Raw genomic sequence first — 16,710 nt, forward strand, 5'->3', positions numbered from 1 at the left:
CATTCCTTAATTTAGCTACCAACAACACGCAGTATTTGACCTGCAAGGTAGGCCATGTAAGTGCCTAAAGCATAGCCCATTACCGCCAGCAACACGCCGACCGGGGCCAGCGATGGATGAAACGCCGATGCCACAACCGGCGCAGAAGCTGCCCCTCCGACATTGGCCTGACTTCCCACCGCCATATAAAACACTGGTGCCTTCAGTAATTTTGCAACAAACAGCATCAGCCCGGCATGCACCAGCATCCAGATAGCACCTATCAGGAAGTACTTGGGCGCGTCGACGATGGCAGTGACGTCCATATGCAGACCAATACTGGCCACCAGGATATAGACAAACACCGAACCAATTTTTGACGCGCCGGCGGCTTCCAGGCTGCGCGCTCGGGTAAACGACAAGGCGATACCACCGGCCGTGGCCAGCACAATCACCCAGAAGAACAGACTATCGAGACTAAACCGGCGCAGGTACGGCAAATGCGTACCAATGGCCGGCGCGATCCAGTCAGCCAACAAATGCGCGGCTCCGGCCACGCCGAAGCCGACCGCCAGTATCAACATTAAGTCACGTAATGACGGGTTGCGGACGTGTTCCGCCTGATAGGCTTCAACTTTGGCCTTGATGGCGTCAATGGCTGAGGTATCGGCACCGGTGCGCGCATCAATTTGTTTGGCGTTAGCGGCCATATACAACAGCACTGCCATCCATAAGTTAGCCACGATAATGTCAACAGTGACCATCGCGGAAAAGATATCACCACCGACTTCATACACTTCTTTCATCGCCGCCTGGTTAGCTCCACCGCCAATCCAGCTACCGGCAATGGTCGTCATCCCGCGCCATACCGCGTCAGGACCAGCTTCCCCCAATAATTCAGGGAACAGTAACGACACCAATAACAGGGCAATGGGTCCACCAATAACGATACCGACGGTACCGGTCAGGAACAGGATCAACGCCTTCGATCCCAGTCCGAACACAGCCTTCAGGTCAAGGCTAAGCGTCAGTAACACCATACAGGCCGGCAACAGGTAGTCCATGGTGATGTCGGTAACGGCGGTGGCGTTGCCATCAACAATGTTGAAGGTATTTAACAGTGACGGCAGGAAGTAACACAGCAACAGCGCCGGCACAAATTTATAAAATTTCTCAAACGCCGGATGTTTACTCGAATGGGTATAAAACACCAGACCAAGAATCGCAAGCAATAAGCCCGTGATGACACCATCATTGGTAATTAACGCAGTCGTCTCAGCAGCGGCAGGTGCAGCAGCTAGCATAAACTCTCTCCTTTAGTGAAACACATCGTGAGGGCCTGAGTAACTCTCAAGTTGTAATTTTAATAGTTCGGCACTCGGATCATCGGGGCACTTATCAACAAAGTATTGGTAGTCATCTACGGCCACATGCTGGCAGCCGAGTTCTTCGTACAAATAACCACGGTCACGGATCTCATACGGATCGTCCGGTAGCAAGGTCAACAGCATTTGCACACAGCGCAGGGCTTTTTCAAACCGCGCTTCTGCCATTAGACAATGCTTTAATTCGGTCAGGTAAGCTTCGACCAACGCCTTTTGCGGGGTCGGTTCGGCCCATTCCCAACAAAACTCAGCATCGCCTTCCATCACGTCTTCGAAGCGTTCCATGACCTCCTGGTAGCACACCATCTGGCCATTCTGCGGATCGATAAAATGGGTCTTATTGTCGTCATCGTTGAGCTTTAACAGCGGGTACCCGGGAAAATCCACCACCTGCAGATCGAGCCCATACTGCAACGCACATTCCCGCAACAACACCGCCAATACCAGCGGGATTCCGGTACGGAACGCGGCGACCTGATCAATGGCAATACGGTTGGATTTAATCCAGGTTTCCGGCGCGTCACTGTAGCCTAACTGACGATAAAAATAGGCACTGATCTGACTGACTTTCTGAACCCCGTCAGCGTCTTCACTAAAACCGCTAAAGTCGTTCAGTTGCTGTCTAAAATCGGTTAAAGAACAGCCGTCATTGAAGTCAAGCTGACGGCTGATTTCCCAGAGTATTTCACTGGTTGGCAGAACTTCCTGTTCGCATTGCTGAAGAAACGAATACTGCATGTTTACCTTTTGTCTTAACTTAGGAGCAACGGCATTTTACTGACCGCGACATGAAACAATGCCGCCAGCCAGGCACAGGCACCAATAAAGCCAATCCAACTTACGGCTTTGCTTGAGCCTTTAAGTGCCAGCAGGCCAAACAGAATGTAACCAATAACCCCTAACACTTTCTCGGTCACCCACGGGTCGGCAAAGGGCGCACGGTGGGTCAACACCAGCATCACAATGGCACTGGCCAGTAGCAAGGTGTCGTTAATGTGCGGGACGATTTTGACCCAGCGTTTTTGTAATAGATCGGAGTCCAGTTGTTTCCAGATAAAACGCAATAAAAACAGCGTCACCGAAATGACCACGAACAAAACGTGCATATGTTTAAACGCAACGTACACAATGCTCTCCTTAAAATGAGTGTTTAATTAACTGCGCCAGTTCCGGCACCACGGCGTCGAGAAACTGCGGCGAGTAGTAGCGTCCTTTCTCGGCCTGCAAACGGGTTTTGATGTCGTTTTCGGACAGGCCCTGTTGTTGCCAGTCGAGCAATTGTTCCGTCAGCAGCAATACCTGCGTACTGGTGCCGATGGCGGTGCCCTGCTTACCGTCCGGCAGCCCCATACCATCCCAACGTTCGAGGCGTTCGATTAACGCCCGGTGCGCAACCTGTGTTGCTACATGCTGACCATGCGCCAAAGCCCGCAGTGAACGCGCTACCCGCTGTTGACAGGTGGTTTCGTTGGCGGCAACGGATTCCGGCGCGCATTGCAATAACGGCCCGGCCGGTTCATAAAGGAACCAGGCCAGCGCGGTATTTTTTGCCTCATTATCGGGGCTGACCAGTCCGGCGACCTGATAACTCAATGCCGCCGCCGGCGGTAATTCGTCGACCGCAAAACGGGCACTGCGCAACTCCATCAATTGATCACCCAAGCGCGCTAAGAACTGATCCGAATCTTCCAGGCAAACCACATTGTCCTGCGCCAACTGCACATTTTCCGAAAACAGTTGTAAAACATGATGGTCGTCTTCGGTCAATTGCCGTGAAATGCCTCCGATAAACAGCACCGAGCCATAAGGCCGACAGTGGCTGCGGCAATACAATAAGACGAAGTCATCGCCGTAATAACTGCCGTGATTCGCGACCACGTCATCCAATTCTGCCAGTGCTTCGGCCGGTAATACCGACCGCAAGGTCTGCCCTACGGCAACGTTAGCATCCTCGCCATAGGCGGCAACCACTTTATAGGTGCGCCCCTGCGCATCGGCGGTGGCGTACAGAGTTTGGCGGGCGCCGCCGATCACCCAGCTTAATTGCTGCACCAGGCCATCGACAAAACTATTCATCGGCTGCAGCGCATAAAGGTTCGACGACGCTGCGATGATTTTTTCCAGTCCGTGGCGGCTTTGGTCAATCGACATAATATCGCGATAAGAGCGCAGCGATGACATCACCGCTGTGAACAGTTTCTGCGCCGTTAATTCGGTCTTCGACTTATAGTCGTTAATATCGTAATTGACGATGACGGTGCGTTCCGGTGCCTGGCCGGGCTGACCGGTGCGCAGAATAATACGGGTGTAATGATTTTGTGCCTGCTCACGAATATAGCGGGCAACCTTAAGCCCGGCATCGTCCGTTTCCATCACCACGTCCAGCAGCAAAATGGCCGCGTCGGGATGTTGCTCGATAAGTTCGCAGGCTTCCTGCCCGGAAAATGCACTGTGAAATTCCAGCCCACGGCCAAGAAAGTTAAAGTCGCTTAAGGCAAGCTTAGTCACTGCGTGAACTTCCGGCTCGTCGTCGACAATAAGAATCTTCCAATTCTCCGTCGGAATATTGGGTGTCTGCTGCCCAGGTTCATCCGCAAACATAAACTGATTGCTCATAATATTCCCTCTCTAGCTTGCCTTCTGTCCGCCCGTGACTCGCTCTACGTTACCATAATCTGTCCAGCGGTTAATATGTTTATAACCCTTTTCCGTCAGTAGCTCAACGACAGCCGGCGCCTGTTGCCAGCCTTGTTCGAGCAGTAACCAGCCGTGCTCACGTAAATAGTAGCGTCCCTGCTCAATGATATGCGCAATATCCGCCAGCCCCTGCTGCTCAGCGATCAGCGCACTGTGTGGCTCAAATCGCACGTCGCCCTGCTGTAAGTGCGGATCGTGGGCATCGATATAAGGTGGATTAGAGACAATCAAATCAAACCCGGCTGTGTTCGGCAAGGCATCAAACCAATGGCTTTGCAGCACCTGAATCGGCAGCGCTAAGCGCGCTGCATTGTGTTGCGCCAGCGCCACCGCCGCCGGCTGTTTATCCAGCGCGGTAATTTGCCAGGCGGGCCGTTCCGATTTCAGCGCCAGCGCAATAGCGCCGGTGCCGGTACCCACATCAAGAACCCGCGCGTCGTCGGGTAACTCCAATGACAACGCAGCCTCTACTAAGGTTTCGGTATCCGGCCGCGGAATCAGGGTGCTGTCATTCACGGCCAGCGGCAGCGACCAAAATTCCCGTTCACCGGTAAGGTGAGCCACCGGATGACCCTGCTGACGCCTCGCCACCAACTGCTGCAGTTTCTGCCATTGTTGCTCGGTTAGCCGTCGCTCCGGCCAGGTCATCAGGTAAGTGCGATTTTTCTGTAACACAAAACACAGCAAAGCCCGGCTGTCTGCAGCTGGGCTTTCGCTGTCGGCTAGTTGTTGTTGGCACCACGCCTGCGCATCAGCAAGGCTTTTCATCGGTTAGTGCTGATCCTGTGCTAACGCCGCCAATTGATCCGCCTGGTGCTCCGTAATAATCGGATCGAGAATCAAATCGAGGCTACCGGCCAGTACTTCATCCAAGCGGTATAAGGTCAGATTGATGCGGTGATCGGTGACCCGGCTTTGTGGATAGTTGTAAGTTCGAATACGCTCCGAACGATCACCACTGCCGACCAGGTTACGACGAGTGCTGGCTTCTTCCTGTTGGCGCTTTTCGTCTTCCATTTTCTGCAGTCGCGACTGCAGTACCGACATCGCTTTGGCGCGGTTTTTGTGCTGCGAGCGCTCTTCCTGACATTCAACCACCACGCCGGACGGCAAGTGGGTTATACGAATGGCAGAATCGGTTCGGTTAACGTGCTGACCACCGGCGCCCGAAGCTCGGAAGGTGTCGACACGCAAATCCGCCGGGTTAATTTCAATGGCTTCCGCTTCGGGAATTTCCGGCAATACCGCTACCGTACAAGCCGAGGTGTGCACACGCCCCTGTGACTCGGTTTCCGGAACTCGTTGCACGCGGTGACCACCGGATTCAAACTTCATTTTGCCATAAACGCCATCACCGCTCATGTGGGCAATGACTTCTTTGTAGCCGCCGTGCTCGCCTTCGTTAGCGGACACAACACTGATTTTCCAGCCACTGGCTTCGGCGAAACGGCTGTACATACGGAACAGGTCGCCGGCAAAAATCGCCGCCTCATCACCACCGGCACCGGCACGGATCTCCAGGTAGCAAGCCCGATCGTCGTTAGGGTCCTTCGGCAACAACAGCACTTGTAGCTGTTGCTCCAATTGCTCAACCTGCGCTGCGCCAGTTTTGATTTCTTCCGCCGCCATTTCGCGCATCTCGGCGTCATCATCGTTGGCCATCTCATGCGCTGCAGCAAGGTCGGCCTGTGCCTGTTTGTATTGCTCGAAACTGTCAACCAGCTCCTCCAACTGCGAATACTCTTTCGACAACGCCCGGAACCGATTCTGATCGGCTATCACATCAGCTTCGCCCAGTAACGCCTGCACTTCTTGATAACGCTCGAGTAAGCCCTCAAGCTTACGTTCAATGGATGGATTCATTAACGGTTTTTAATCCTTGTTTTCACTGTGTTCTGTGGTATCCGGCACCAGCTGTTGCAATAACGCCAGTGCCTTCTGATCATTCTGTTCACCGGCTAATTTTAGCAACTGCGTCGGCTGGTGCGTCAATTGTTGCGTTAAGCGATGGGTCAGCAATTGTATCACCTGCTCCGGTGCTTTGCCCTGCGCCAGCAATTGCAGGGCGCGTTCGGTCTGTTGTTCGGCAATGGCCTGGGCATGTTGACGGTAGCCACGGATCAGTTCAACACTGTTCAGTGACTTCAGCCATTCACCAAATTCCCGGCTTTGCTGCTGAATGATCACCTGCGCCTGACGCGCCGCTTGCTCACGGTTCTTGATGTTCTCACTGATGATGTTCTGCAGGTCATCAACCGTGTATAAATAGGCGTCATCCAGTTCGTTGACCTGCTCTTCGATATCACGCGGTACGGCCAGATCAATCAATAACATCGGTTTGTGGCGACGCTTTTTCAACGCCTGTTCAATACTGCCTTTGCCGACAATTGGCAGCGTACTGGCGGTCGAACTGACGACAATATCGGCGCTCGGCAATAACTCGCCCAGTTCGGATAAGCTGTGCGCGCGACCGCCGACCTTTTCTGCCAACTCACTGGCGCGCTGTAACGTCCGGTTGGCCACGGTGATATCCACCACACCTTGCTGTTTCAGGTGCTGTGCCACCAGTTCGGAGGTATCACCGGCACCAATCAACAGCACACTGGACTTATCCAGCTTAGCAAAAATGTGTTTAGCCAGACTGACCGCGGCATAAGCCACCGATACCGCGTTCTGCCCCACCTCGGTTTCGTTACGCACGGTTTTGGCTACCCGAAAGGTGTGCTGAAACAGGCGTTCGAGAATTCCGCCCACCGCGGCCTGACGTTTGGCCAGTTGATACGACTGCTTGACCTGGCCAAGAATCTGCGGCTCGCCCAGCACCAGCGAATCCAGCCCACTGGCTACCGACATCAAATGGCTGATGGCCTGCTCGTCTTCATAGGCATAATGGTGCTGCGCCAGCGCATCCGGCGCCAGTCCATGAAAGCCGGACAGCCAACCGAGCAACAGATCGGCCGATACATCACCCTGACAGTAGAGTTCGGTGCGGTTACAGGTCGATACAATGACGGCCTCTTCCACGCCCTGCAATTGGCGGATGGCCTGCAACGCCGAATCGAGCTGCTCGGTCGTAAAAGCAACTCGCTCGCGCAGATCGACTGGCGCCGTTTTGTGATTGATACCCAGAGCTGAAATGGTCATCCGCTGCAGAAACTCGTTATCTCAACGTGGTCAGTTATAAGTGCGCCGATTGTACGTGAAAGCCTTTATCATTGAAAGTGGCGCCGCTTTCTGTTCCACTGAATAGGAGATTAACTGGTCAGGAATTAGCTCGAGTGTTAACCGCTTTCTACCGCCGTTCGCTTTACACCGTTACAAGCTTTTGGGCACTAATGCTGGCGGGCTGTTCGATGCCCACACCGGCGCCACAGACGATTCTTGAAAATACCGATTATGCCGCCGTGACAGAACACCAGCAGCGGTTGGATTCAATTTTTCGATGGCGCTTATCGGCGCGGCTTGCGATCGTGCAAAAAGCCAACGATGAACGCGACGGTTTGTATCTTAACTGGGATTGGCAGCGGCAACCCGACCAACACCAAAACCTGCGCTTTTCACACCCGTTAAAAGGTCAATTGGCCAGCCTGACCATCACACCGCAGGGCGCGCAACTTAACGCCGACGGCGAACAGTATCAGGATCGTTCAGCCGAGCGCCTGCTGCATCGGGTGCTCGGCCTTAAACTGCCGGTTAATGCCCTGAGCCAATGGGTATTGGGTAAAGTCACCCCATCGTTGCAACAGCGCGCCTTTATTGCCGGCGGCCGCATCGCCAAGGCCGACGTGCACACCGCCGCCGGACAAGTTTGGTCACTGCAATGGTTTTACGGCGAGCAATTACTGCCGCAACAAATTCATTTAGAATCCAACCAGTTACGCATTAAACTGCAGTTAAATGATTGGCAAATCAGCCCGGAATTAGCACCTAATGACGCCGTACAAGACTGACACCATGACGTTGCCGGCACCGGCAAAACTCAACTTGTTTTTACACATCGTCGGCCGTCGCCACGACGGTTACCATAACCTGCAAACGGTTTTTCAGTTTTTAGACTACGGTGATCAACTGCAGTTTTCCCGGCGCACGGATCAGCGCATCCAGTTGCAGGATAGCCACAGTGGCGTTGCCTACGCCGATAACCTCGTGGTTCGGGCCGCCAACGCCTTGCAACAGGCCGCCGCGGCGAAAGGCCTCGCCACTACTGGGGCTGACATCACGCTGAGTAAGCGCTTACCGCAGGGCGCCGGCCTCGGCGGTGGTTCGTCCGATGCTGCCACCACCCTGGTTGGCCTAAATCACTTATGGCAGCAGCCGCTGTCGCAGGCCGAGTTATTGCAGCTGGGGCTGACTCTGGGTGCTGATGTGCCCATTTTTATTCATGGCCACGCGGCTTTTGCTGAAGGGGTCGGCGAACGGTTCATTAACGTCGAACCGGCAACCCCCTGGTACCTGGTGGTAAAACCGAAGGTGTCGATTGCGACCGCCGCGCTGTTCCAGCATCCGCACCTACAGCGCGACTGTGTCCAACTGAGCGTCGACGACTGGTCACTGGACAACACCGCCAACGTGTTTGAACCGGTGGTCTGTGCTCTATACCCCGAAGTTGCCAAATTGCGCGAGCGGTTGCTACAATACGCACCGACTCGGCTCACTGGCAGCGGCGCGTGTTTATTTGCACGCTTTGACACGCAAGATGCTGCACTCAGCGCGCAACAGCAGTTTAGCGACCTGCAAAGTTTTGTTGCGCAAGGCCAGAACCGTTCATCGCTTATCCGGACATTAACCCAATATTAGTCGAGGTTTGTTGTGCCTGACATGAAACTCTTTGCTGGTAACGCCACACCAGAACTTGCCCAGAAGATCGCCGATCGCCTGTATATTAAGCTGGGCGAAGCCTCCGTCGGCCGCTTTAGCGACGGTGAAATCAGTGTCTCTATCAATGAAAACGTCCGTGGCTCGGACGTTTTTTTATTGCAGTCAACCTGTGCTCCCACTAACGATAACCTGATGGAGCTTATCGTTATGGTTGACGCTCTGCGCCGCGCGTCGGCCGGACGCATCACCGCGGTCATGCCGTACTTTGGTTATGCCCGTCAGGATCGTCGTGTGCGCTCAGCACGTGTTCCAATCACCGCGAAAGTCGTCGCTGACTTCCTGTCCAGCGTCGGTGTTGACCGCGTGCTTACCGTTGACCTACACGCCGAGCAGATTCAAGGCTTCTTTGACGTACCGGTTGATAATGTGTTTGGTACACCGGTACTGCTGGAACACATGCGCAAGCAACAGTTTGAGAATCCTGCCGTAGTATCACCGGACATCGGCGGTGTGGTGCGCGCCCGCGCATTCGCCAAACTGATGGACGACACCGATTTAGCCATCATTGATAAACGCCGCCCATCCGCTAACGTTTCTCAGGTCATGCACATTATCGGTGACGTTAAAGGTCGTGACTGCATCATCGTCGACGACATGATTGATACCGGCGGTACGCTGTGTAAAGCCGCGGAAGCGCTCAAGCAACACGGTGCCAAGCGCGTGTTTGCCTACGCCACTCACCCGGTATTTTCCGGCAATGCGGTTAAAAACATCATGGAATCGGACATCGATGAATTCATCGTTACCGACAGCATCCCGCTCAGTGAAGAAATGAAAGCAACCGGTAAAGTCACCCAGTTGACGCTATCCGGCATGCTGTCAGAAGCACTGCGTCGGGTCAGTAATGAAGAATCCATTTCGGCGATGTTTGATTACTGAGTGAAACCGCTCAGTAAGACCGCATAAGCCATTGCAATGGTACCGCTGCGGTGGTACTATTGCGCGCCTTCGGAAACCGGCTCAAGAGTCGGTTTTGAAGTATCTGGGTCGCCACTTGGTCGCGAGTGACGACAAATTAACACATTAACAATGAGAGCCCACTATCATGGCTAAATTAGACTTTACAATCAAAGCTACCGTTCGTGCGGACAAGGGGAAAGGTGCGAGCCGCCGCCTACGTCACGCGGACAAAGTGCCAGCTATCCTTTACGGTGGTAAAGGCGAACCTGTCGCACTGGAACTTGACCACAACAAAGTGAATAACATGGCCGACTACGAAGCCTTTTATTCACACATCCTGACGTTAGACATCGATGGCAAAAAAGAACAAGCCATCCTGAAAGACATGCAACGTCACCCGTACAAGCCTAAGTTGACTCACTTAGACTTCCAACGTGTTGAAAAAGGTCACAAGTTGCACACTAACCTGCCTCTGCACTTCTTGAACGAAACCACGGCGAAAGGCGTTAAAGAAGAAGGCGGTGTTGTTGTTCACCACGTTAACGATGTAGAAATCATGGTATTGCCAAAAGACTTACCAGAGTACCTGGAAGTTGACGTAGCAGACATGAGCATCGGCGACACACTGCACCTGTCTGACCTGAAACTGCCAACGGGCGTTGAACTGGTTGAGCTGACGAAAGGCGAAGACCACGACCAGGCGGTTGTTTCTATCACTGCGCCACGCGTAGAGAAAGAAACAAGCGAAGAAGACAGCGTAGCCGCTGACGCCGTCCCAGCCGAGAAAAGCAAAGACGACGCTGACAAAGAGTAAGCTGACGTCCTGCTATGGGAACGAGCATTAAGCTATTAGTGGGCCTGGGAAATCCAGGCCCCGAATACGAAAAAACCCGCCATAACGCGGGTTTTTGGTTAGTTGAAGCGTTTTGTCGTCGACACGGCATTAGCCTCTCTCCCGATAACAAATCCAAAGCCTGGGTTGGCCGTTATCAGCAAAGTGCGCACGATCTGCGTATCGTGCTACCACAAACGTTCATGAATCGCAGTGGCTTTTCAGTGGCACACATTGCCAACTTTTACAAAATTCCTGCCGATGCGATTTTAGTGGCTTATGACGAGCTCGACTTACCGCCTGGTGTTGCCAAATTCAAGAAAGGCGGCGGTGCAGGTGGTCATAACGGCATTAAAGACATCATAGCGCAGATCGGCAGTGCCGATTTTATGCGGCTACGCATTGGTATCGGGCATCCCGGTCATAAGTCGCAAGTTACCGGATTTGTGCTCGGCAAAGCGCCCGCGACAGAACAGCGACTGATCGACGATTGCATCGATGAGGCCAGTCGCAGTATCGATACATTAATGGAACAAGGCTGGACCGAGGCATTACAGCGCCTGCACAGCTACCGTCCACAACAGAAAGGTTAACAGATCATGGGATTTCGCTGTGGTATTGTTGGCTTACCTAACGTAGGTAAATCGACACTTTTTAACGCATTAACCAAAGCCGGTATCGAAGCCGCTAACTTTCCGTTTTGTACCATCGAACCCAACACCGGTGTGGTGCCTGTGCCTGATCCGCGGCTGGATAAATTGGCCGAAATCGTCAATCCGCAACGGCTTTTACCCACCACCATGGAGTTTGTTGACATCGCAGGTTTGGTTAAGGGTGCATCACAGGGCGAAGGTCTGGGTAACCAGTTTTTAGCCAATATTCGTGAAACCGATGCCATCGGTCACGTGGTACGCTGCTTCGAAGACGATAACATCGTGCACGTCAGCGGTGGCGTTAACCCGGCCGACGACATCGACACCATTAACACCGAATTGGCATTGGCCGACTTAGACTCGGTCGAAAAGTCGTTGCATCGTTTGGGTAAAAAAGCCAAGGGCGGTGACGCTCAAGCCAAAGCCGAAATCGCCGTACTGGAAAAATTAAAGCCAGCACTGGACGAAGGTGAAATGGCACGTTCGGTGAGCTTAACGAAAGATGAGTTAGCGACCATTCGTTCGTATAACCTGCTGACGCTCAAGCCCACCATGTACATTGCCAACGTCAATGAAGATGGCTTTGAGAACAACCCGCACCTGGATAAAGTGCGCGAAATCGCCAGCAAAGAAAACGCGGTCGTGGTGCCGGTTTGTGCCGCCATCGAATCAGAAATTGCGGAACTGGATGACGCCGACAAAGAAGAGTTTCTGTCTGAGATCGGGCAGGACGAACCAGGACTTAACCGTGTTATCCGTGCCGGTTACGAGTTGTTGAACCTGCAAACCTATTTCACCGCCGGTCCAAAAGAAGTTCGTGCCTGGACGGTCAAAGTGGGCGCGACCGCACCACAAGCGGCAGGCCGCATCCACACTGACTTCGAGAAAGGCTTTATCCGTGCCGAAGTGGTTGGCTATGAGGACTTTGTTGCGCATAATGGCGAACAAGGTGCGAAAGATGCCGGTAAATGGCGTCTCGAAGGTAAAGAATACATCGTTAAAGACGGCGATGTGATTCACTTCCGCTTTAACGTTTAAGTACCAAGGTTATCGAACAAGCCGCTCCATCATCGAGCGGCTTTTTTATGCTCATTCAACAATGTCGTCATACATCGGTGCCAGCTTTGCCAGCAATTGATTCTGGGCAGCCACCGGTACCTCGTGCTTTTCCATCGCCACGATCAGGTGTTCCACCAACGCATTGAAGTCGGCGTGGGTAACGCCCATACCTTCATGAGACACACGCATGCTTTCGCCGCTGTACTCACAGGGGCCGCCAACCACGTTGCAGACCTGCTCGGTGATCAGTTGATGCACCCGCATAATGTCTACCCCATCAAAGTGATGCACAATGCGTTCGTCACCGCCAACGCGGTACAGCATCTCTTCAACGATAGCCGAAATGCCTTGTTTTTGCCCCAGTTGGTCGTACAAACTCTGTGCCGATGCCAGTGGTGTCAGCAATAACGCGGCAGTTAACATCAGTGCTTTCATAGCGTCTCCTTAAAATGCGGCCTGCAGTGACAGATACCAACCGGTTTGATCATCGAGCCCGGCAATCGAGCCCAAATCGGTGTAGGCACCAACGATCGATACTCGCTTTGATGGAAAATAGGCGACAAACACATCACGCCAGTCCTGCTCGTCGGCAAAGGATAAGTTGTCCGGCTTCTGTCGGTATTCAACGCCGACGGCCCAGTAGCGGTTGATAAAAGCCGCTACCGAAGCCTCGGCCACCCACTCTGCTGAATCGTCAACATCGCCGCCAAAGCCAAGCAAGCCGATTTGGTTAGCACGCGTTCGCCGCGCCGTGACATTGGCTACCCAGGTTCGGTGAAAAGGCCCGTCCAGCCAGGCCTTGGCGGCGCTCAGGTAATAATCGGTATCGCTGTCTTCGGTGGCCCCCACCGCGGATGGCAGCGCAAAGCTCTGGTTGCTTTTGTGTTGTAACCCGACACTCACCTGCGGCAAGTTACCGTAGAGTAAATCGCCGAACAGCCGCGCTTTGACACCCAAAATATTCTGTTCTAATTCGCCGCCGATGGTCGACAGATCAAAGGTTTGTCTCGCATAGGACACTTCAACACGGTTGTTCCAGGATAAGCTCGCACCCTGTACGCTCAAGCGAAAGTCATCAACCGCCACTTCGCTGACATTAACCGTTGCCCCCCACTCGCCGACATCCGCGTAACTGCTTAACGTCGCCCAGGGCACAATGCCTCCACCGCCGGCACCTTCGATGGTGCTGGCACCGCCGGTGGCGAGTAACTTTGAACCGCTGTCAGCAAAGCTGACACCGGGCACCAGTGTAAACGCCACCAATACCATGCCCGCCCGCCATTTATGCATGAGCCTCTCCTTGTAAACGTTGCGCAAAATCAATTGCTGATATTGGTTTGCTGAAATAAAAACCTTGTAATTCATCGCAGCCCTGCTGTTGCAGCCAGCGCCAGCTTGGTTCATCCTCGACCCCTTCGGCCACCACGTACAAACCCAGTTCGTGAGCCAATTGAATGGTCGAGCGGACAATGGATTGATCCACCGCACTGTCGGCTAACGGTTGGACAAAGGCACGGTCAATTTTAAGTTCGGTCACCGGCAACTGACGCATCTGCGCCAGCGATGAATAGCCCGTGCCGTAGTCGTCTATGGATACGCCGTAGCCTTTATTGCGTAACCAGTTAAGACGGGCGATGGCGTTGTCTGGATCACTGACAATGGCACTCTCGGTCACTTCCAGTACCAGATTGCGATTCAGTTGCGGGCGCTGCACCTCAAGATCGGCAATCAGCGCCAGAATCTCATCGCTGAGCAGGTCAACCGCCGACAAGTTCACACTGAGACTAAAGTGTTCACTGTCTACCGGCAGTTGCTCCAGCAGCTCAACCGCCCGTTCACAGACCCAGCGCGTCAATCGTTTTATCAACCCTGACTGCTCAGCCAACGGAATGAACTCATCCGGCCCGACAAAACCCAATTGTTGGTTATGCCAGCGCAACAGCAGTTCAGCGCCTATCGTACGGCCACTGCGACAGTCAATTTTGGGCTGCAACAGCAGCGTCAGTTCATCGCGCGCCACTGCCTGCTGCAGTTGCTCAAGAATATGCAATTGACGCAAATGCTGTTCATCCAGGCCACTGCTGTAGCAATACAGAAAGGTTTGCTCGTGTTTAGCCTGCTGTGCGCTCACTTGAACCCGCCGCAGCAAGGTATCAAACTCGTCTCCCTGCTGCGGAAAGCGCACCACCCCACAGTGAAAACTGACCGGGTAGTCGCTTTCACCAACTTTTACCGGCGCTTGCAACTGCTCCAGCAAATCCTCGACAAAGGCATCCTGTGCCGACTCGATGGGCTGCTTCAACACCAATGCAAACTCGTCGCCGCCGACCCTCGCCAGCAAACTGACGCCGTTAACGGAGCCGAGCCGGTTGGCAATCTGCCGCAGCACCTGATCACCCACCTGCTGCCCCAGGGTGTCATTTAAGCGTCGAAATTGATGGATATTAAGCAACAACAGACTTCCGGATTCCCCGGCCTGCAATTTCGCCTGTAACTGCTTCGCAAAATAGCGTCGGTTCGGCAGCGCGGTCAGTTGATCATGAGTGGCCTGGAAGGAAATTCGTTGCTCACGCTGCGAAATCGCATCCCGCATTGAATCAAAGGTCGTCGCCAGTTCACCGAATTCATCGCCGCGTTGCTCCAACCGTAATTTACTGTAGTCGCCGCGCTGCAATTGCTTGGCCGCTCGGGTCAGTTTGTCCAGCGGCCGCGATACACTGCGCGCCATCACCAGCGCCACCAAGGTTGCCAGCAACAATGCCAGTAGCGCAATGACGACCATTTGTAACTGCAGCCGCTCGAATTCCGCCATCGCCTCCGCCAGCGAGGCCGACAACAGAACATGCACGGTTTCATTATCGGCAGTAACCAATAGCGCTTCCTGCCCCACCAGTGACTGCTGTTGTAACCAATGTTCCACCGCGGTTGAAGTGGCCAGATTCTGTTGCAATTGCTGTTGCTGCTCTTCATTCAGGCTGGAAGCCAGTATGCCCTGCGTCGATTCCAGCCACAGACTGATGTCGGCGTTTGCCAGGCTCTGTAATTGCTGCGCTAACGCAGAATCAACGGCAAACCCCAGAGTTGCCCGCGCAATCAGTTGCGGCGCGTTCACCGGAACAGTAATCAGCTGGAACAATTGGCCTTCGATCAAGGCGAGCTGCTGACGGCTGTCGTTTTGCGTGTTCTCAATCGTCGCCGCCGACAACGAATGGGTTGCGGCGATTTCACGCCCATCGGGCGCCCGTAACACCATTAACTCGGTATCGATGCGTTCACCATGATTAACCAGCGCCGACACAATGGTGTCGCGATCACCGGTAGCCACCGCCCGTTTGAAGCCAAAATCGTCCGTTAATACTTCGGCCGCCTGTTTTAACAACGCACTGCGGTTGTCCAACAATTCACGAAACACCCGGTCACTGACGCTCAGCTCCTGCTGAATAGAACGCTGCACTTGTTGCTTTACCGCAATGCCGATGGCCGTCAGTGACACCGTAATGGCACCGGCAACCAACAGCAGCAGAATAACGATCAGACGCGTACGAAAGCTGTTAATCATTGATTACCCGTGCGGTTAAAGCGTTGCTGTAAACGCGATTTTGGCGGCTCCGGCGGTGCCGGCGCCGTTACCTCAAGTTGTAATGTCTGCTGCTCAGTGGGATTAAGTTGCACCGACCGTGCGTGACTGAGATCAGCACCCTGCCACGGATGCCAGAGCGTCGCCGACACCGACGATGCCGCGGACTGAGCCAGACTCAGCCTGATCTTGCCGCGCGGATCACTGACAAAGGCGGTGCGGCGGTCACTGATAACAATGTGGGCAATCATTTGGTCGTGAATATTGCAGCCCAGAGTGACCAGCCCCGGTTGCTCAAACCGCAGCGACGGACGCTCACCGTCCGCGTACAGTTTTAATTCAAACGGCTTTGGCTGTGAAAAGGAGTACACATGGTGGCGAATATTATCGCTGTTCGGAAAGGTAATGGTACTGCCCGTCTTTACCGCCGTCATGAACGGCGTAAACTGACGATCAACCTGGTCAATGATGTGCGCCGATGCTTCACTGCGAGCCGCTTCTGTTAACAGCCCATCATCAATCATCAACACTGCATTGGCGAGCGGTTGGCCCGTTTTATCGACAATATTAACGGTCATTTCGTTGGCAGCCGTCGCTGCCGCAACGGCGATACCGGAACAGGCCGTCAACACAATGAAAAAGTGGCGTAAGGTCAAAAGCTCATCCTTATTTTTTATCTATCGTTCTAGATTACCCGTTGCGGCCGAATGTGCAAGCGCCGCAAGCGGTGATCTTCACTCCATGAGCGGC

At 53.7% G+C, this 16,710-nt stretch carries 17 protein-coding genes; 6 read left to right on the forward strand and 11 right to left on the reverse strand.

Annotation, left to right across the window (positions count from 1 at the left end; all coding sequences use genetic code 11):
• Nucleotides 1–11 precede the first annotated feature (11 nt).
• From CWE23_RS01750 to hemA, 7 genes are read right to left on the reverse strand one after another with little or no spacing between them, the layout of a single operon-like run.
• Nucleotides 12–1,283: a DUF819 family protein gene (locus CWE23_RS01750; RefSeq protein ID WP_126819219.1), complete on the reverse strand. Its 1,272-nt coding sequence runs from the start codon at nucleotides 1,281–1,283 to the stop codon at nucleotides 12–14.
• Nucleotides 1,284–1,295: 12 nt separating this feature from the next.
• Nucleotides 1,296–2,102 carry a SirB1 family protein gene (locus CWE23_RS01755; RefSeq protein ID WP_105306063.1) on the reverse strand — a complete coding sequence of 269 codons (807 nt, stop codon included), beginning with the start codon at nucleotides 2,100–2,102 and terminating at the stop codon, nucleotides 1,296–1,298.
• A 14-nt stretch (nucleotides 2,103–2,116) separates the two neighbouring features.
• Entirely contained in the window at nucleotides 2,117–2,491 is a 375-nt protein-coding gene (locus CWE23_RS01760; protein WP_105306062.1) for a SirB2 family protein, read from the reverse strand.
• Between the two features lie 10 nt (nucleotides 2,492–2,501).
• A complete protein-coding gene (locus tag CWE23_RS01765) occupies nucleotides 2,502–3,980 on the reverse strand; it encodes a DUF3369 domain-containing protein (RefSeq protein ID WP_105306061.1) in 1,479 nt (492 codons plus the stop codon).
• 12 nt (nucleotides 3,981–3,992) lie between these two features.
• The gene (gene prmC / locus CWE23_RS01770) at nucleotides 3,993–4,829 is read right to left on the reverse strand and encodes a peptide chain release factor N(5)-glutamine methyltransferase (protein ID WP_126819220.1); all 837 of its coding nucleotides are present in this window, start codon (nucleotides 4,827–4,829) and stop codon (nucleotides 3,993–3,995) included.
• 3 nt (nucleotides 4,830–4,832) lie between these two features.
• Nucleotides 4,833–5,924, reverse strand: coding sequence for a peptide chain release factor 1 (gene prfA, locus CWE23_RS01775; RefSeq protein WP_105306059.1), 1,092 nt, complete (start codon nucleotides 5,922–5,924; stop codon nucleotides 4,833–4,835).
• Between the two features lie 9 nt (nucleotides 5,925–5,933).
• Nucleotides 5,934–7,205: a glutamyl-tRNA reductase gene (gene hemA, locus CWE23_RS01780; protein WP_105306058.1), complete on the reverse strand. Its 1,272-nt coding sequence runs from the start codon at nucleotides 7,203–7,205 to the stop codon at nucleotides 5,934–5,936.
• 191 nt (nucleotides 7,206–7,396) lie between these two features.
• On the opposite strand from hemA, the gene lolB reads away from it, so the two are divergent.
• The 6 genes from lolB to ychF all read left to right on the forward strand — a co-directional run bounded on the left by lolB (nucleotide 7,397) and on the right by ychF (nucleotide 12,362).
• A complete protein-coding gene (lolB, locus tag CWE23_RS01785; RefSeq protein WP_275046265.1) occupies nucleotides 7,397–8,011 on the forward strand; it encodes a lipoprotein insertase outer membrane protein LolB in 615 nt (204 codons plus the stop codon).
• Nucleotides 7,992–8,858, forward strand: coding sequence for a 4-(cytidine 5'-diphospho)-2-C-methyl-D-erythritol kinase (gene ispE, locus CWE23_RS01790; protein WP_105306056.1), 867 nt, complete (start codon nucleotides 7,992–7,994; stop codon nucleotides 8,856–8,858). The genes lolB and ispE overlap by 20 nt, the downstream gene beginning before the upstream one ends.
• A 12-nt stretch (nucleotides 8,859–8,870) precedes the next feature.
• Complete coding sequence (locus CWE23_RS01795) at nucleotides 8,871–9,818, forward strand: ribose-phosphate pyrophosphokinase (RefSeq protein ID WP_105306055.1); 948 nt, start codon at nucleotides 8,871–8,873, stop codon at nucleotides 9,816–9,818.
• A gap of 166 nt (nucleotides 9,819–9,984) precedes the next feature.
• On the forward strand, nucleotides 9,985–10,653 hold the full coding sequence (locus CWE23_RS01800; protein ID WP_105306054.1) for a 50S ribosomal protein L25/general stress protein Ctc: 669 nt from the start codon (nucleotides 9,985–9,987) through the stop codon (nucleotides 10,651–10,653).
• A gap of 14 nt (nucleotides 10,654–10,667) precedes the next feature.
• Nucleotides 10,668–11,264 (forward strand): aminoacyl-tRNA hydrolase, encoded by a 597-nt coding sequence (gene pth, locus CWE23_RS01805; RefSeq protein WP_126819222.1) that lies wholly within the window; start codon nucleotides 10,668–10,670, stop codon nucleotides 11,262–11,264.
• Nucleotides 11,265–11,270: 6 nt separating this feature from the next.
• On the forward strand, nucleotides 11,271–12,362 hold the full coding sequence (gene ychF / locus CWE23_RS01810; RefSeq protein WP_105306052.1) for a redox-regulated ATPase YchF: 1,092 nt from the start codon (nucleotides 11,271–11,273) through the stop codon (nucleotides 12,360–12,362).
• Nucleotides 12,363–12,413: 51 nt separating this feature from the next.
• Here the strand turns inward: ychF and CWE23_RS01815 are convergent, their stop codons facing one another.
• Genes CWE23_RS01815 through CWE23_RS01830 form a run of 4 tightly spaced genes read right to left on the reverse strand, consistent with a single transcriptional unit; the run spans nucleotide 12,414 to nucleotide 16,616 of the window.
• Nucleotides 12,414–12,818, reverse strand: a complete 405-nt coding sequence (locus tag CWE23_RS01815) for a group I truncated hemoglobin (protein ID WP_126819223.1) — start codon at nucleotides 12,816–12,818, stop codon at nucleotides 12,414–12,416.
• A 9-nt stretch (nucleotides 12,819–12,827) separates the two neighbouring features.
• Nucleotides 12,828–13,652 (reverse strand): DUF3034 family protein, encoded by an 825-nt coding sequence (locus CWE23_RS01820; RefSeq protein ID WP_241970562.1) that lies wholly within the window; start codon nucleotides 13,650–13,652, stop codon nucleotides 12,828–12,830.
• Nucleotides 13,653–13,665: 13 nt separating this feature from the next.
• Nucleotides 13,666–15,942, reverse strand: coding sequence for a putative bifunctional diguanylate cyclase/phosphodiesterase (locus CWE23_RS01825; RefSeq protein WP_126819225.1), 2,277 nt, complete (start codon nucleotides 15,940–15,942; stop codon nucleotides 13,666–13,668).
• Nucleotides 15,939–16,616, reverse strand: coding sequence for a methylamine utilization protein (locus CWE23_RS01830; protein WP_126819226.1), 678 nt, complete (start codon nucleotides 16,614–16,616; stop codon nucleotides 15,939–15,941). Before CWE23_RS01830 ends, CWE23_RS01825 begins: the two co-directional genes overlap by 4 nt.
• Between the last annotated feature and the right edge of the window lie 94 nt (nucleotides 16,617–16,710).

Source organism: Idiomarina aquatica, from assembly GCF_003987185.1.
GTDB classification, from domain to species: Bacteria; Pseudomonadota; Gammaproteobacteria; order Enterobacterales; family Alteromonadaceae; genus Idiomarina; species Idiomarina aquatica.

Coding starts and splice junctions, on each gene's coding strand:
- CWE23_RS01820 (WP_241970562.1), bottom strand. CDS start 13,652: ATGGTATTGGTGGCGTTTACACTGGTGCCCGGTGTCAGCTTTGCTGAC.
- CWE23_RS01750 (WP_126819219.1), bottom strand. CDS start 1,283: ATGCTAGCTGCTGCACCTGCCGCTGCTGAGACGACTGCGTTAATTACC.
- ispE (WP_105306056.1), top strand. CDS start 7,992: ATGACGCCGTACAAGACTGACACCATGACGTTGCCGGCACCGGCAAAA.
- pth (WP_126819222.1), top strand. CDS start 10,668: ATGGGAACGAGCATTAAGCTATTAGTGGGCCTGGGAAATCCAGGCCCC.
- prfA (WP_105306059.1), bottom strand. CDS start 5,924: ATGAATCCATCCATTGAACGTAAGCTTGAGGGCTTACTCGAGCGTTAT.
- CWE23_RS01825 (WP_126819225.1), bottom strand. CDS start 15,942: ATGATTAACAGCTTTCGTACGCGTCTGATCGTTATTCTGCTGCTGTTG.
- lolB (WP_275046265.1), top strand. CDS start 7,397: ATGCTGGCGGGCTGTTCGATGCCCACACCGGCGCCACAGACGATTCTT.
- prmC (WP_126819220.1), bottom strand. CDS start 4,829: ATGAAAAGCCTTGCTGATGCGCAGGCGTGGTGCCAACAACAACTAGCC.
- hemA (WP_105306058.1), bottom strand. CDS start 7,205: ATGACCATTTCAGCTCTGGGTATCAATCACAAAACGGCGCCAGTCGAT.
- CWE23_RS01815 (WP_126819223.1), bottom strand. CDS start 12,818: ATGAAAGCACTGATGTTAACTGCCGCGTTATTGCTGACACCACTGGCA.
- CWE23_RS01800 (WP_105306054.1), top strand. CDS start 9,985: ATGGCTAAATTAGACTTTACAATCAAAGCTACCGTTCGTGCGGACAAG.
- CWE23_RS01765 (WP_105306061.1), bottom strand. CDS start 3,980: ATGAGCAATCAGTTTATGTTTGCGGATGAACCTGGGCAGCAGACACCC.
- ychF (WP_105306052.1), top strand. CDS start 11,271: ATGGGATTTCGCTGTGGTATTGTTGGCTTACCTAACGTAGGTAAATCG.
- CWE23_RS01755 (WP_105306063.1), bottom strand. CDS start 2,102: ATGCAGTATTCGTTTCTTCAGCAATGCGAACAGGAAGTTCTGCCAACC.